Here is a 16,535-nt window from a genome sequence, read left to right as displayed (position 1 = left end):
TACTTGTCAAAACCAATCGATCTTTGCCTTATAAAATGGAAGAAAAATGAACACACAAGAAACCATTAATTATAACCGTATTGCAGAAGCAATTGATTATATCAAAGCAAATTTTAAAGATCAGCCTAATCTAGATGAAGTGGCAGAAAAAGTACATTTAAGTCCGTTTCACTTTCAAAGGCTTTTTAGTGAATGGGCAGGAACTAGTCCGAAGAAATTTTTACAATATACAAGCATCGAACACGCCAAAAAATTACTCAAAGAACATCAGGCAACCGTTTCTGAAACTGCTTTTGAAACAGGATTATCAGGAACAAGTCGCCTTCATGATTTGTTTGTAAACATCGAAGGAATGACTCCTGCCGAATATAAAAACGGCGGAAAAAACTTGGCCATCAATTATAGTTACGCAGAAAGTCCGTTTGGAAATATTATTGTTGCATCGACTTCAAAAGGCGTTTGTTTTATGGCTTTCGCCGAAGATGAATTAACCGGATTTCTTGCATTGAAAGATAAATTTCCGAATGCATCTTTTACCCAGAAACTAGATTTAGCGCAGCAAAATGCATTATTCATTTTCCAAAATGATTGGAGTAAATTATCAGAAATAAAACTGCATCTGAAAGGAACAGACTTCCAACTGAAAGTTTGGGAAGCTTTACTTAAAATTCCAATGGGACAGCTTTCTACTTACGGTTCGATTGCACACCAAATTCAAAAACCAAATGCATCGAGAGCGGTTGGAACTGCCATTGGAAGTAATCCTGTTGCGTTTTTAATTCCGTGCCATCGCGTGATTCAGTCTTCTGGAACCTTTGGCGGCTATATGTGGGGAAATACCCGAAAAACAGCCATAATTGGCTGGGAAGGTGCACACATAAATCTTTAATTTTTTTAGCCACAAATTCACGAATTAAACTAATTCTATGCACATAGATTTTAAAAATAATTCGTGAATTACTTCGTCCGTTCTCTATCACTCGGGTCGTGGCTAAAAATCCCAAATCTCAAAACCGCAAGTTTCGGATTTTTTACCCTTTCCGATTTTAGAAACTTTGCATTCTAAAATCATACGAAATGGAAAAACTAAAAAACAAAACCGCTTTTATCACAGGCGGAACCAACGGAATGGGATTTGCAACTGCTCAAGAATTTATCAATAATGGAGCAAAAGTAATTATAACTGGACGCAGTGAAAAAACAGTAAATAAGGCCGTTGAAGAATTAGGAAAAAATGCAATCGGAATTGTTTCGAACGCAGGACAGTTATCAGACATTTTCGAACTTCAAAATCAGATAAAAAAGCATGCCAATAAAATAGATGTTTTGTTTGTAAATGCTGGATATGGAAAATTCAATTCTATTGAAAATGTCACAATCGAAGAATTTGATGAAGTTTTTGATATGCTGGTTAAAGGAACTTTTTTTACCGTACAGCAGATTTTGCCATTAATGCCAGAAGGAAGTTCAATTATTTTAAATACGACTTTTTTAACCGATATCGGCCAGTCCAATATGTCAATTTACACAGCTGCAAAAGCTGCTGTTCAATCTTTTATCAAAACTTTTGCCGCTGAATGCACTTCAAAAAAAATACGCGTAAACGGAATCAGTCCAGGTTACATTGCCACAAATATTTTCAATAATACGGGTATGAGTCAGGAAAATATCCAAAATACAATCGATGCCGTTACACCTTCTCTACCGTTTCAACGTTTTGGAGAGCCATCTGAAATTGCCAAAACAGCACTTTTTCTAGCTTCAGATGATGCTTCTTACATTCACGGAATCGAAATAAGAGTTGATGGCGGTTTATCAAAAACAAAACCATGAAAACAAAAATAGAATCTCTAAACTGGGAGAGCATCACCGAATCTATGCACGAAAATGGATTCGCAATCATTCCAAAAGTGCTTAATAATGAACAATGCGAAGACTTAAAATTCGATTATGACAATCCAAATTTATATAGAAAAACAGTTGTAATGGAACGTTATAGATTTGGTTTAGGCGAATACAAATATTTCAATTATCCGCTTCCAGATTTAATCCAAAACATTCGAACTTTAATTTATCCCAAATTGGCACCAATCGCAAATGCATGGATGAAAGCTTTAAATATAGACACGACATTTCCAGCAAAACATGATGATTTGCTAAAACAATGTCATGCCAATAATCAGCTGAAAGCTACAGTTTTAATTCTGAAATATGGCAAAAGCGGTTTTAATACTTTACATCAGGATTTGTATGGAGATGTTTATTTTCCTATTCAAATTGTGCTTTTTCTAAATGAACCTGATGAAGATTTTACTGGCGGTGAATTTGTTTTAACACAACAAACGCCAAGAGCACAATCTAAAGCGATTGTTTTAAAACCAAAAAAAGGAGATATTTTGATTTTTACCACCAACTTCAGACCTGTAAAAGGCACGAAAGGTTATTATCGTGTGAATATGAAACATGGCGTAAGCGAAGTTCATTCGGGTGAAAGATATACATTGGGAATTATTTTTCATGATGCCCTTTCGTGAATATTTTTTCTGCCACGAATTCACAAATTAAACAAATTCGATCCGCATAGATTTTAAAAATAATTCGTGAATTCGTGGCGGAAAAACTTTAAACACTGCAGTGCGTCTCTACGATAAAAAAACGAAAAAAATAAATGCTGCAACACAACAAAATAACCGATTCAGAACTTCGAAATAAAATTAAAAATGGCGAAATTTGTTTCGGTGGCAACCAAAAATTAAAAATCTACGGAACACTTAAATGTTCTTCGGGAAAAAGAATGAAAACGGAAAATCGTGTCTTCTTTTCTTCTGAAAAAGATGCCAAACAAAATGGTTTCAGGCCTTGTGGTCATTGTATGAAATCAGACTATCAAAAATGGAAAAATGGACTTATTTAATCCGCAAATAGACGAAACAACAAATCTGCTTCCGAAAGATGGAACGGTGAATTATTATGGAAAACTATTTTCGAGAACAGACGCCAACTTCTACCGTGATATTTTATTAAATACAATTGAATGGAAAAATGATGAAGCTGTTATCTTCGGAAAATTAATTTTGACCAAAAGGAAAGTTGCGTGGTATGGCGATCAGGAATTTGAATACACGTATTCGAATATTACCAAAAAAGCTTTGCCTTGGACTCCTGAACTTTTAGAATTAAAAAAAATTATCGAAGAAAAAACAGGAGAAACTTTCAATTCTTGCCTTCTGAATTTATATCACACTGGAGAAGAAGGAATGGCTTGGCACAGCGATGCCGAAAAAGATTTAAAGAAAAATGGCGCAATTGGATCGGTAAGTTTTGGTGCCGAACGCAAATTTGCTTTCAAACATAAAGAATCTAAAGAAACCATTTCTCTGATTTTAGAACATGGAAGCTTGCTGGTTATGAAAGATGAAACACAAACACATTGGCTTCACAGGCTTCCTCCAACAAAAAGTACTCAGAAACCAAGAGTTAATTTGACTTTTAGAACCATTGTGAGATAGAAGTTTACTTCTTTTGCGAAGCCACAGTTTCGTAAGATCGGATCAAGGCATCTTCAAACATTTCTGGTCTTACTCTTGAAAGTTCGACAATTGTCCAGCCTTGTTTCCCCCATTTGTTTGGAATTGGATAAAAAATCTTTTCGCTCGACGCACAAAAAACTGATTGATCGATTTCGTTTAATTTTAAAACGGCATGATGATTTTTTTCGTCAAAAGTGGCAAAAATCTTCTTTTTAACTCGAAAGGAAGTTTTCTCAAAATGAGGTTCTTCAGTTGCATTAGGAAATGATAACGCTAATTTTCTAAAGTTTTCAATTGTAATCATATCGGCTTTTTTATCAGACCTAACAGGTTTTAAAAACCTGTTAGTCTACGTTATGTTAAATTTACCAACCTTGATTTAATCCGTTCTTCAAGACTTCTTCATATTTATCTTTATCAAAAGAATACAAGTTTGGAGCTTTGTGCGCTACATTGCTTTTCTTTTCGTCAAGTTTTGTTAGAATTCCGATATTAGTAATTTTGCGCAAAAAATTTCGGCGATCCAGCTTTTTGTCCAAAATCGTTTCATATAATTTTTGCAATTCTGGAATAGTAAATTTCTCTGGCAATAAGTTGTAACCAATTGGCATTAAATTCAATTCGATTCTTAAAGTATCTAGAGCTTTATCCAAAATTTCACGATGATCTAGAATAAGTTCTGGAACTTCTTTGTGATCAATCCATTCAACAACTTCAAATCTGCCTGCCGGATTTGGATGAATTTTAGAAAAATCTACCAAAGCATAGTAGCCAATCGTCACAAAACGTCGGGTGAGCCACTTCGCTTTTTCTTCTTCAATTTGAAAGTATTCCAGCGTTTTTTTATCAAAATGCTGATCATTTCGATTCACTTTTCCAAAAGTTGCAAATTGCCTTAAAAACACTCCATCAACACCAGTTCTACTATTCAGCACTGTAATCGCCGCAGCATCTATGTCCTGATCAACAGGAATAAATCCGCCAGGCAAAGACCATTTATTGGCTCGTTCTACTTTAATCAATAAAACTTTTAACTGATTATCGTGAAAACCAAAAATAACACAGTCTATAGAAAGTCCAGGCTGATAGTTTTCGTTGTTATCTAAAATGTCTTTTAACATCAAAATATTATAAATTTTCTTTTAATAACTCTGCAATTTACTTCAATTTTAGAAAACTAAAGTGATTTTCAATTAAATCAGAAGTGTCGAAATTACAATTTTAACGAAAATTTAAATTCAAATTTAAAAAAAATAAGTACATTGCGTCAGAATAACACATTAATGATTTCGATTGTTAAAAATTGAAAACAAAAAACAACAAAAAATAATACCAACTACCATTTATCTTCAAAGTGAGTGTAGAAATTAAATGTAGAAAGTTATGAATGCCAATCCTTTAAAAAATTTTAATCAAAAGATTAGAAGTAAAATTCTAAATTCTTTTGGATTTGTTTCTAAAACCTATCTCTTAGAAGCTTCATTGAAATACAGTGAAGAACAGGAAAGAATTTTCAATGAGATGATTATTGAAACTGATGCGAAAAACAAAAAAGAAAAGCAAGAAGCATTCGATAAAGCTTTGTATGCTTCTTATAAAGGAATTGGCGCTATGGATTTTGTAAATACTGTTATAAAATAACCCTGTCCTGTTTATAATTTATAATGTGGCCTCACTCTTAGTGAGGCTTTTTTTATTATAAATTTCACATCATTATGAAAGAAAATCATTATTTATTAATTATTTTAGCCTTTTTTAAAAGTAAGAATATACCCCTATAGAAAAAGTACATGGAAAACATCATTGAATCAGAAAACTACAAAATTCAAAAACCAGAAAGCTGGGCGCCTACAATTAACGACGATCAACTTATTGAATATATAAAAGAATCGGATTTCTCTAATAAACAAGTTGACGAAGGGCGTGATTTCTGCTATTTCTTAGATAAAGTTTATTACACAAGTGATACTGAAAACAGCGAATATGCTTGTGTTGCCTATACACTTAACGAACCATCAAACCTAGAAAGCGCTTCGGTAAGAGATGTTGTTGTCGAAGAAAATGAGACATATGTTATACACCGAATCAGCGTTTTGAGAGATGGCGTTTTGATTGATAAAATTGCCGATACCAAAATTAAAGTTTTAGACAGCGAAAATCAAAGTGAAGGCGGTATTTTAAGCAGCAACAAAAAAGTAAATATTACCATTAAGGATTTACGCCTCTATGATGTTTTAATTACTGAAGATTCTCGCTCAAAGGTTTTTACAGATCGCGATTTTATGCGAAAAGAGTTTCTTAAATATGTATACGTTACCCCAAGTTCATATTGGGCTTATGGAAAATATAAATTTTCATTTATCAATGATAGAAAAGAAACAATCGCTTACAAAAAAACATTTTTCAGAAATGAAGAGGGAAATGTCATAGAACCAGAAATCAATTACCTGAAAAAAGGAGAGCGATTTGTAATCGAAAAAGAAAATTACATTAATTCGTTTGATGTTAATAGAGAAATTGCGCCTTTTATTGATTTTGCCACAGATCGAAATTGGATTGATTTATCTAATTATATTTCTCCATTTTATGAAGAAATCTACAGTAAAGCTTCTCTAAAAGAATTTGCTCCAAATCTTGTTGAAAAACTAGATGCCATTGCAGATCAAGACGAAAAGTTACAGTTTGCTATTGACTATGTTCAGAGTCATGTTTACTATATTTTTAATGCTGATGAAATGAACGGCCACAAACCGCAGGAACCATCAGTAACTTATGAGAATAAGCAGGGGGATTGCAAGGCAAAATCGGTTTTATTGAAAGTCGTTTTAGATTACATCAATGTTGACTCTTCTGTGGTATTGGTAAACTTCAACTCAGATCATTACATCAAATATTATCTTCCGTCTCTATTGACTTTTAATCACGTCATTGTAAAAATCAATTACAAAGGCGAAACTTATTTTGTTGATGCCACTTCGAGAGATGAATTTGGTTTAATTGAAAACCGTGGCTACATCTATTTTATGCATTATTTGGAAGTGAAACCAAATCAGGAATTGGCGATTAAAGAACCTCATAAATTTTCTTATTATGGCATAAATGAGAAAGTCGATTTTAGTGCTCAAAATAATACAGGAAAGTTAAAACTGGTTACGACTTACAAAGGAAATCGTGCCAATTATATGCGTAAATATTTCAAAAACACTAACAAAAGAGAAATAATAGACAGCTGGAATAATTTCTTGTTTTATACTTTAAATTATTCTAACGATAGAAACGGAACAGATATCAGGACCATTTTTAAAGATGCAACAATTGAGATTGTAAGCGATGACAAAAAGCTAAACGAGTTTACAATGCAGTACAACACTTCGATTGAAAATCCGTATTTTGTCGATGCAGAAAAAAATCGTTTTTTAATGTATTTTGATCGAAATGTGGTTAAAAATGCAGCACGTGATTTTATGCACAATGACCTTTCTTTCTGGCATAATTTTGATAACGAGAAATACGAAATCAATTTAACGACAGATCAGAAGATAGACACCCAGGAAAAATATACTATTCAAGAAAGTACTATTGTAAATCCGTATTTTGATTATATAAGCCGTAAAAAAGTGACCAAAAACGGCGCTTCTATAAGTATTGATTATAAACCATTAATCAATCTAGAAATTCCAATTGAAGATTTTGAAGATTTTAGAAATGCGCATCATGAAGTTGCTGACAGTAATTTCGGAATTGGAATAGACATTATTGAAGAAGGCTTGTTGAATATGCTGAAATACAGTTTTAAGAAACGTCTTAAATAAAATTTGGATATAGAAAAAGCGAGGTTTTTAAAGCCTCGCTTTTTTATTTAATGCATTTATATAATTATTTTTAACACATAGAAACATAGTTTGAAGACTTAAAAAAAAGGCGTTTCACTAATTTAAACACACATAGTTGTCTATGTGTAGAAACCTGTTTCTTTTGTTCTTTTTTTACAACACAAAAATCTATGTTTCTATGTGTTAAACTTTACTTTTTAATTTTAGCCAATGAATTAATTTACTAATTCAAAATCAGATTTTAATTTTATATCTGCTGACGAAGCTCCAATCATTACTTCGAAATCTCCTGGTTCAGCAACCCATTCTAATTTATTATTGTAGAAAGAAAGTTTTTCTTTGTCAATTATAAATTCGATTGTTTTAGATTCACCTGCATTTAATTTCAATTTTTGGAAATCTTTCAATTCTAAAACTGGTCTCACAACAGATCCAAATTTATCTTTCAAATACAATTGAACTACTTCTTCTCCAGCAACTTTTCCAGTATTTTTCAATTGGAAAGAAACTTTAATTGTTTCGTTGCTTTTTATTTTATTTGAAGATAATTTTAGACCAGAATAATCAAACGTTGTATAGCTCAAACCGTATCCAAAAGGAAATTTTGGAGAATTTTTCAAATCGATATAAGCCGAAACATAGTTAGTTGAATTTTCATCTTTTGCAGGTCTTCCCGTACTGAAGTGATTGTAATAAATTGGCACTTGCCCTACTTCTCTTGGGAAAGTCATTGGCAATTTTCCTGATGGATTGTAATCTCCAAATAAAACATTCGCAATTGCATTTCCAGCTTCAGTTCCTAACCACCAAGTGTACATAATTGCAGGAACATTGTCTGCTGTCCAATTGAAAACAAGAGGTCTTCCTGCATTAATTAAAACTACAACTGGTTTTCCTGTAGCCATAACTGCTTTTATCAAATCTTCCTGAACTCCTGGCAAATGAATATCGCTTCGACTTTTTGCCTCACCGCTCATATCGTGTCTTTCACCAACACTCAAAATAACAACATCGGCTTGTTTGGCAGTTGCCACAGCTTCTGCAAAACCATCTTTATTGTCACCTGTAACCTCACAGCCTTTTGCGTACAATAATTTAGTGTTTTTGCCTACTTTATTTTGCAAACCATCCCATTGCGAAACTACCCATTTATCGTAGTTTACTTCTGGCAATTCAACAGCCCAAAATCCCATATTGGCTTTGTATTCTTTTACCATTGGTCCGATAAAAGCAATTGTTTTCGTGCTTTTTGAAATTGGTAAAGTTTGGTTTTCATTCTTTAATAAAACAATACTTTTCTCAGCCATTTCAAGAGCCGCTTTTCTATGCTCTGGATTGCTTAATGCTTTTTCTTCTCTCTTTGGATCTGAATATTTGTAAGGATCATCAAACAATCCTAATTCAAATTTCTTGCGAAGAATACGTCTTACAGCGTCATCAACCAAATCTATAGAAACTCTGCCTTCTTTTACTAATTCTGCTAAATTCTTGCGGTATGCATTACTTTCCATATCCATGTCACTTCCTGCAGTAATAGCAGAATAAGCCGCTTCTTTAAGATCTTTAGAATAACCGTGAGCAACCATTTCTCCAATTGATCCCCAGTCTGAAACTACGAATCCTTGAAAGTTCCATTTTCCTTTTAAGATATCTCTTTGCAGATGCGCATTTCCTGTTGCAGGAATTCCGTTAATATCGTTGAACGAATTCATAAATGTCGCCGCTCCAGCGTCTAAAGCGGCTTTGAAAGGCGGCAAATACGTTTCTAAAAGCATTCTTTCGCTCATATCAACAGAGTTATAATCTCTTCCTCCAACACCTGCTCCATAAGCTGCAAAGTGTTTTACGCAAGCCATAACCGAGTTTAAATCTCCTAATTTATTTCCTTGAAAACCTTTTACTCTCGCATAAGCAATTTTAGAACCTAAATAAGTGTCTTCTCCTGCGCCTTCCATTACACGTCCCCAACGAGGATCGCGTGCAATATCAACCATTGGAGCAAATGTCCAGTGAATTCCACTTGCTGCTGCTTCGGTCGCAGCAACACGTGCACCCAATTCAATAGCTGCTAAATCCCAGCTTGCTGCTTCAGCTAAAGGCAACGGAAAAGTGGTTTTGTATCCGTGAATAACATCCTGACCAAACAACAACGGAATTTTAAGTCTTGACTGCATCGCCAATTCTTGATATCCTCTGGTATATTTTGTTCCGATAACATTTAGCATCGAACCGATTAAACCTGCTTTTATTTCCGCTTGTTTGTTTGGATTTATGGTAATTGGTCCCGTAGCCTGATTATCGCCAGTATATTGATTCAACTGGCCGACTTTTTCTTCAATTGTCATTTTTTTCAACAGATCATTGACTTTCTGATCTATTGTCTGCTGTTGTGCCGACGCCAAAAGCGAAAGCATAAACAGCGTAATTGTGGTTACTTTTTTCATAGCTTAAGTTTTTACCAAACGAAAGTAGCAACTGCACCTGCGTTTAGTGTGGTTGTAGTTTGTTTTTGGTTGTATTTAATATTAAATGTTTCTGCCGAAGCTCCGTCATTTTCTACAATTAAAACGGTTTGTCCTGATGGAGTTTTGAAAGCCACATTATATAAGTTTCCTGCAATATTACTTCCAATTCTTACCGAACCTTCTTGAACAAATTTAGAAGCATGTCCAATAATATAATATCCTACTTCTCTTTTGATATTCTGATTTTGGTCAATCATCAAAGCTCCTTTACAAGTTGAACATCCTCCTGGCGTAAAAGGTTTGTAAAACTCATCATTTGCCAATCCCCACGAAAGTGCATTTTTACTCCAGTTTCTCATTGAACCAATTACTACATTTTTCACACTCCATTTTAGGTCTGTTTCAAAGTTAGTTCCCGATCCTGTATATTGTTCTGTAAAATACAAATCTTTATTTGGAAATTCATTATGAACAGTCGTTAAAGCGCTAATGTCTCCTTCGTACAAGTGAAAAGCTGATCCTGTTACAAACGGATTTGCTTTTGGATCTCTTAAAATCGTCAAAGGATATTCTGGCTTATTACAATTGTGATCGTAAACAATAATTTTAGTTTTGATTCCTGCTTTCGCGAAAGCGGGACCTAAATGATTTCCAATAAAATCTGCCTGCTGTTCTGCCAACATTAACATACTTGGATTGTTTCCTGGATGTAATGGCTCATTTTGAGGTGTAATGGCGTCAATAACAATTCCGTGCGATTTCATTGCTTGAATATATTTTACAAAATACTGAGCATAAACTCCGTAGTATTTTGGCTGTAAGCTTCCGCCTTTAGAACTTCCATTGTCTTTCATCCAAACTGGAGGCGACCACGGAGATCCCATTATTTTAATCTTCGGATTTATAGCTAAAATTTCTTTTAAAACCGGAATTACATCGTTTAAATCTGGACCAAGATTAAAGTGCTCCAAATTCATATCTGTTTGTCCTTCTGGCATATCATCATACGAAAAAACTTTTTCATTCAAATCTGATGCTCCAATACTTATTCTTAAATAACTTAGACCAATTGCATTGTCTTTTCTTGAAAATAATTCCTGAAGTAACGCTTCTCTTTTTGCCTTATCTAATTTTTTGATAGCCTGAGCGCTTCCTCCTGTTAACGAGAATCCGAAACCTTCAATGGTTTGAAATTTCTCAGCTGGATTTACTTCAATAGTCTGATTTGAGTTTGTTTCTGAGCTAAAAACCAAATCAGTTTGTTTTTTAAGTTTTGAAGTTTCATCTGTAGTAGTAATCCAAGATTCTACTTTTCCAGAATTGGCAGTAACACTTTTTGAAGATCCACAGTTAAACTGCATCGCAATTAATGGCAGCAAAACTAGGATTTGAAGTTTTTTGTTGATGTTTTTCATTTTTAATCTATTTCTATTAAGACAGGCAAATGATCCGACGGATATTTTAAATCTTTAGAATCACTTAACACTGCGTGTTTTTGAACTTTTAAACCACTATTTTTTGAAATAAAAATGTAGTCTAATAATAAGGTTACGGGTTGGTCGTGTTTGAAATCATTGAAAGTTCCAGAAGGTCCGAAAGGTTTTTCTTTTGAAACATCTTTGGTATCATCCATCACATTTTTAATTTCTTTAATCTGTTTTGTATCTGGTTCCGAGTTAAAATCACCCATTAAAAAAGCTGGATAATTTTTTGTATTCAATTCTTTTATTTTAGAAAGAACAAGCTGTACGCCTTTTACCCTTGCTTCTTCACCCATATGATCTAAATGCAAATTGAAAACCCAAAATAGTTTTTTCGTTTTTAAATCTTTAAAAAGTCCGTAAGTGCAAACTCTGTTGCAGGCTGCATCCCAACCTCTTGAAACTACGTTTGGAGTTTCAGACAACCAGAAAGTGTTCGATTGTTCCACTTTAAAACGATCTTTTTTATAATAAATCGTACAAGCTTCTCCCAATCCGCCTTCCTCTCTTCCTACTCCAAATCTGTTATAATTTGGCAGAGCCGATGCAATATCTAAAACTTGATTTGGCGTTGCTTCCTGAACTCCAAAAATTTCTGGACTGTAAAACCCAATCTGAGATGTGAAATAATCCTTTCGTTTTGGCCACGCATTTTCTCCATCTGAAGCAACATCCAAACGAATATTATAAGTCATAATTTTTAAATTCTGACCATAAAATGAGTTCACGGCTAAAAGCAGCATCACTGCAAAAACAAGTTTGTTTATCTTTTTCATGTTAAAAAATTTTAATCTTGTAAAGCTAGTGTTTACGAGGCTTTAAAGAAAAAAATCTATTTAAAAGTTATGTTAATTATACACTCTTACGTAATCAATTTCATAAGTGGCACTTTTGAAATTTGGATCTACAGTTCCACCAAAATTTCCTCCCATTGCTAAATTTAGAATCACAAAAAATTTGGCATTAAATGGAGTTGTGCTTGAGTTTTTATAAGTGTAAAATAAATTATCGTCTACATAAAATTTGATGTTTTCGGCACTCCATTCGGCTGCATAAATGTGAAACTCAGTTGTCGAATTTGGAACTGTTGTTGTTTTGGTATCTGGCGTATTTCCTGAACGTCCTGGAGAATGCAGTGAAGAATGAATTACGTTTGGATTGTTTCCAACTGATTCTAAAATGTCTATTTCTCCGCATGCTGGCCAGCCCACAGTACCAATATTGTCTCCTAACAGCCAAAAAGCTGGCCAAGTCCCGCCACCAGATGGTAATTTTGCGCGAACTTCTGCTCTTCCGTATTTAAAAGAAAATTTACCTTTTGTCAGCATTCTTGTCGAAGTGTATTGGCTTCCTTGATAATTTTCTTTGATTGCTGTAATCTTTAAAAGTCCATTTTCAATTTTTACATTCTCAGATCTATCAGTATAATATTCTAATTCGTTATTTCCCCAGCCATTGCCAGTTCCCAAATCGTAACCCCATTTTGAAGAATCAGGAGCTCCATCTGTATTGAATTCGTCTGCCCAGATTATTTTTCTGGCTACGAAAATATTTACTGTTGTAGATGTATTAATATATTTTATTCCATTAAATGCTGTAACATCAATAGTATAGGTTTTGGTTCCTGGCTGAGTAAATTCATATGAAAAATTGCTAGTTGTAAACTCTTTTGTTTCATTGTTTACCACAACCTTATATGACTTTGCATTAGGAGCTTCGATCTTTAAATTAATTTTTCCGCTTCCGTCTCCATTTGGCATTTCGGCAGTTTTTCCAATTACATCAACTTGTACTGAGATTTTATCAGGAGCTACGACAGGACTATCGGTCGTATCATTGTTACTGCTGCAAGACTGAAATACAAACAATAGGATTAAAGTAAATACTGCTGCTCTATTGGCGAGATTGATTATTTTCATCTTTTTATTATTTAAATGGTTTAGTTAATAAATTGAATATCAAGATAAATATTATTTCGTCTACTTTTTGTTTTTGTTCATAACAAAGTCAAAATAGTTCAGATTAAAACCTCCTTTTTCAAATACAGCTTTTACTTTATTTGAACCTGATCTCAATACAACATTAGATAAAACAACTGTTTTCCATTTATCATTTCCTCCAGTTGAAGGAAGTAATATCACTGTTGATTTTGCTCCTCCTTCAGTCTCTAAATACAATTTCCCTTCTCCTTTTTCGCTCGAATAACGAATCGCAACATTGTAAGTTCCTTCTTTTGCGTCGACAGTGTACTGAATCCATTCTCCGTCTTCGATAAATGAAACTTGATAGCCGTTTGAATCTTTATCCTTACATGGCAAAATATCAACTCCATCATTTCTCATGCTATTACCGCGATTCCATTGCTCGTCTTTTCCAGTTACCGATCTGTAATTTATAAAATCAGTATCTGAATATGCTTTTCCGTTTGTACCTAAATCATAATGCGTTGCCGCAATTTTTCCCGGAACTGCGTTCTTCTTGTATGGTTTTGTATCGTCTGTCTGCACTTGTCTAAACATAGCATCTATTACATCTGGCTTAACAGTTACGTTTTCCATTTTGTAATTGTCTGCTATTTTCATCAAGGTCTTTTTTGCAAATTCTGGAGATGGTTTTGGTCCTCCGTCTTTCCAATATTTCAATAAAACATCATATTCTGGAATTTTAGTAACTGATGTTACTCCGGCAATATTGTCTATTTTTTTCATTGGCCAAAAAGCCCATCCAATGTTGTTTGTTTCAACCAAAGTCAAAGCATCTTTAAACCAAACATTCGAATTTTCTCCGCTTTCTCCCATCCAAATTGGCACATTGTATTTTTCTCTATAGCCCAACATCTGTTCAATCGAAGCCTTGTCGGTATAGTTCCAATATTTGTGAAAACTTAAAGCTAGATTGTCATCCCAAAGAGGAAAAATTCCGTTGTAGTTATTTCCCCAGCAGTTTCCTTCAATAAAAATTAAATGATTGGTATCGACTTCGCGAATGGCTTTTGTAACCGCAACCATCAAATCTCTTAAAGGTCCGTTTGAATTTTCGTCACAGCCATTTTTGTTTGATCCTGTAAAATTCCAGTTTGGCTCGTTGATAATATCATAAGCGCCAATCCAAGGATTATCTCGGTAACGAGAAGCCAATTTCTTCCATAAAGCAATCATTTTTTTCTGATTAGCTTCGCTTTGCCAAAGTGCAGGTTTTGTCGTGTCAAAGTCCGAAATTGCCGCATCGTTTCCTTGTCCGCCTGGAGCAGCGTGCAAATCTAAAATCAGGTATATTTTATTTTCTGCACACCATTTCAGCAAATTGTCTGTCATGGTAAAACCTTCTTCGATCCAAGTGATTTCACCGCTTTTTTCTTGCTCGATTGGTGGAGTATAAAGATTGTAATGCATTGGAAGACGAATAGAATTAAATCCCCATTTTGCCAAAGAATCGATATCTCGTTTTGTGATTCCGTTTGCTTTATAGGCTGCGTAGAATTCTTTTGTTCCCTCTTCGCCAATTACATCTTGTATTTTTTGTCGAATTTGATATTGCGGACTGGCAAATGGCTGGGTCTTCAACATATAGCCTTCCTGCACCATCCATCCGCCAAGGCCTAAACCTCTTAAAAGAACATTTTTGCCATTACCATCAACAATTTTTTGTCCGTCTCTGTGCAAGAAACCTTGTCCGAAAGAAGCAATCGAAATGAGAAGCTGTGCTGCTAAAATTATTTTTTTCATACGAATGGTTCTAAATTTATTTCCAAGTATAAGTCCCAACTGAACCTGCATCAAGCGAAGTTGTTACCCATTTTCCATTAAATTTAATGTTGAAAGTTTCCGTTGCAGAACCATCATTTTCAACAATCAGGACTTTAGAACCAGAAGGCGTGATAAAAGCAACATTTTGCAAACTTCCGCCAGAATTGCTTTCAATTCTAGTAGATCCCATTGGGACAAATTTTGAAGCATGTGCAATAATATAATATGCTACATTACGCTCAAAACTATTGCCTGAAGTTATAGTTATAGCACCTTTACACATGTTGCAGCCTCCATCTGTGTGAGGACCAAAACTTGCATTATTTGCTAGATTCCACTCTAATGCATTTTTACTGTAATTTCTCATTGAGCCGATAATTACATTTCGAAGATGCCATTTTAAATCGCCTTCAAACTGCCCTTGTGATGAAGTCCATTGCTCTGTAAAATAAACATTTTTGGCTGGATACGAATTGTAAACATTAAGTAAAGCTGTGATGTCACCAGCATATAAATGGAACGCAGATCCATCAACATAAGGATAAGCGTCTGCATCTGCTAAAATGGTTTTTGGATAATTCGGATTATCGCAATTGTGATCGTAAGCAATGATTTTCACGTTTAGATTTGCTGTTTTAAAAGCCGGCCCTAAACTGTTTTTTATAAAATTGGCCTGATCTGTAGCAGACATATACATACTCGGATTGTTTCCGTCATGCAAAGGTTCGTTTTGAGGAGTTATAGCATCAATTGTAATCCCTTCTGCTTTCATCTGCTGAATGTATTTTACAAAATATTTAGCGTAAACATCATAATATTCTGTTTTCAGTTTTCCTCCTTTAAAACTTGCGACATCTTTCATCCAAATAGGTGCAGACCAAGGTGTTGCTAAAATTAAAATTTTAGGATTAATTGCCAGAATTTCTTTTAGCATGGCAATTAGATTTTTATCTTTTTCTAAACTAAATTTATCTAGATTTAAATCTGTTTCTCCTGTCGCAAGATCATTATAAGTAAAAGGCGTTGCATTTAAATCTGAAGCTCCAATACTGATTCTGATATAACTTACTCCAATTGAGTTTTCTCCATTCCCGAATAATTCTTGTAAAAGAGCAGTTCTTTTTGTTGCGTTTAATTGGTTTATAACGTCTACGCTTCCTCCTGTCAAAGTATATCCGAAACCATCAACGGTCTGATATTTTTGAGCGGCATTCACTTCAATATTAGCATAAGCATTTGCCGTTGTGCCAAATCCTAATTTTACAGTTTGTTTTTCTAACAATGCACTTTGATTTCCTTTTGTCAACCAGAAATCAACATCATTTGCAACTACTACTGGAGGTGTTACTGGTGGATCTACAGGCGGATTTTCTACAGGATCACTTGACGAAGAGCATTTAACCTGAGCCATGACGGCTGCCATGACGAAAAACGCTTTTATAATATTCTTTAAATTAAATTTCATTTTCTGTGGTTTTTT

General features: G+C 34.2%; 15 protein-coding genes. 7 read left to right on the top strand and 8 right to left on the bottom strand.

What is annotated here, in order from left to right; genetic code table 11:
* Window positions 1-46: 46 nt before the first annotated feature.
* From FF52_RS14770 to FF52_RS14750, 5 genes are all read left to right on the top strand, one after another.
* Complete coding sequence (locus tag FF52_RS14770; RefSeq protein WP_008466723.1) at window positions 47-889, top strand: bifunctional helix-turn-helix domain-containing protein/methylated-DNA--[protein]-cysteine S-methyltransferase; 843 nt, start codon at window positions 47-49, stop codon at window positions 887-889.
* 188 nt (window positions 890-1,077) lie between these two features.
* Window positions 1,078-1,833: an SDR family oxidoreductase gene (locus FF52_RS14765; protein ID WP_008466722.1), complete on the top strand. Its 756-nt coding sequence runs from the start codon at window positions 1,078-1,080 to the stop codon at window positions 1,831-1,833.
* Complete coding sequence (locus tag FF52_RS14760) at window positions 1,830-2,534, top strand: 2OG-Fe(II) oxygenase (RefSeq protein WP_008466721.1); 705 nt, start codon at window positions 1,830-1,832, stop codon at window positions 2,532-2,534. The genes FF52_RS14765 and FF52_RS14760 overlap by 4 nt, the downstream gene beginning before the upstream one ends.
* A 134-nt stretch (window positions 2,535-2,668) precedes the next feature.
* On the top strand, window positions 2,669-2,914 hold the full coding sequence (locus FF52_RS14755; protein WP_008466720.1) for an Ada metal-binding domain-containing protein: 246 nt from the start codon (window positions 2,669-2,671) through the stop codon (window positions 2,912-2,914).
* Entirely contained in the window at window positions 2,901-3,509 is a 609-nt protein-coding gene (locus FF52_RS14750; protein WP_008466719.1) for an alpha-ketoglutarate-dependent dioxygenase AlkB family protein, read from the top strand. The genes FF52_RS14755 and FF52_RS14750 overlap by 14 nt, the downstream gene beginning before the upstream one ends.
* A 4-nt stretch (window positions 3,510-3,513) precedes the next feature.
* On the opposite strand, the gene FF52_RS14745 is transcribed toward FF52_RS14750, so the two are convergent.
* On the bottom strand, window positions 3,514-3,834 hold the full coding sequence (locus tag FF52_RS14745; RefSeq protein WP_008466718.1) for an MmcQ/YjbR family DNA-binding protein: 321 nt from the start codon (window positions 3,832-3,834) through the stop codon (window positions 3,514-3,516).
* A 61-nt stretch (window positions 3,835-3,895) separates the two neighbouring features.
* Window positions 3,896-4,651 carry an NUDIX hydrolase gene (locus FF52_RS14740; RefSeq protein WP_008466717.1) on the bottom strand — a complete coding sequence of 252 codons (756 nt, stop codon included), beginning with the start codon at window positions 4,649-4,651 and terminating at the stop codon, window positions 3,896-3,898.
* Between the two features lie 262 nt (window positions 4,652-4,913).
* Between FF52_RS14740 and FF52_RS14735 the strand changes: the two genes are divergently transcribed.
* Complete coding sequence (locus tag FF52_RS14735; RefSeq protein ID WP_008466716.1) at window positions 4,914-5,171, top strand: hypothetical protein; 258 nt, start codon at window positions 4,914-4,916, stop codon at window positions 5,169-5,171.
* 149 nt (window positions 5,172-5,320) lie between these two features.
* Window positions 5,321-7,342, top strand: coding sequence for a hypothetical protein (locus FF52_RS14730; protein ID WP_008466714.1), 2,022 nt, complete (start codon window positions 5,321-5,323; stop codon window positions 7,340-7,342).
* 236 nt (window positions 7,343-7,578) lie between these two features.
* Here the strand turns inward: FF52_RS14730 and FF52_RS14725 are convergent, their stop codons facing one another.
* The 6 genes from FF52_RS14725 to FF52_RS14700 form a co-directional block, all read right to left on the bottom strand.
* Window positions 7,579-9,807 carry a glycoside hydrolase family 3 N-terminal domain-containing protein gene (locus FF52_RS14725; RefSeq protein WP_008466712.1) on the bottom strand — a complete coding sequence of 743 codons (2,229 nt, stop codon included), beginning with the start codon at window positions 9,805-9,807 and terminating at the stop codon, window positions 7,579-7,581.
* 11 nt (window positions 9,808-9,818) lie between these two features.
* Window positions 9,819-11,243 carry a glycoside hydrolase family 30 protein gene (locus FF52_RS14720; protein ID WP_008466710.1) on the bottom strand — a complete coding sequence of 475 codons (1,425 nt, stop codon included), beginning with the start codon at window positions 11,241-11,243 and terminating at the stop codon, window positions 9,819-9,821.
* Between the two features lie 2 nt (window positions 11,244-11,245).
* Window positions 11,246-12,085 carry an endonuclease/exonuclease/phosphatase family protein gene (locus FF52_RS14715; RefSeq protein ID WP_008466708.1) on the bottom strand — a complete coding sequence of 280 codons (840 nt, stop codon included), beginning with the start codon at window positions 12,083-12,085 and terminating at the stop codon, window positions 11,246-11,248.
* A gap of 72 nt (window positions 12,086-12,157) precedes the next feature.
* Window positions 12,158-13,228, bottom strand: a complete 1,071-nt coding sequence (locus FF52_RS14710) for a glycoside hydrolase family 16 protein (RefSeq protein WP_008466706.1) — start codon at window positions 13,226-13,228, stop codon at window positions 12,158-12,160.
* A gap of 60 nt (window positions 13,229-13,288) precedes the next feature.
* Window positions 13,289-15,034 (bottom strand): cellulase family glycosylhydrolase, encoded by a 1,746-nt coding sequence (locus FF52_RS14705; RefSeq protein WP_035691668.1) that lies wholly within the window; start codon window positions 15,032-15,034, stop codon window positions 13,289-13,291.
* 16 nt (window positions 15,035-15,050) lie between these two features.
* Window positions 15,051-16,520, bottom strand: a complete 1,470-nt coding sequence (locus FF52_RS14700; protein ID WP_008466702.1) for a glycoside hydrolase family 30 protein — start codon at window positions 16,518-16,520, stop codon at window positions 15,051-15,053.
* Window positions 16,521-16,535 lie beyond the last annotated feature (15 nt).

The sequence above is a fragment of the Flavobacterium sp. F52 genome, from assembly GCF_000278705.1.
GTDB classification, from domain to species: domain Bacteria; phylum Bacteroidota; class Bacteroidia; order Flavobacteriales; family Flavobacteriaceae; genus Flavobacterium; species Flavobacterium anhuiense.
This window is presented reverse-complemented; position numbering and strand designations above follow the sequence as displayed.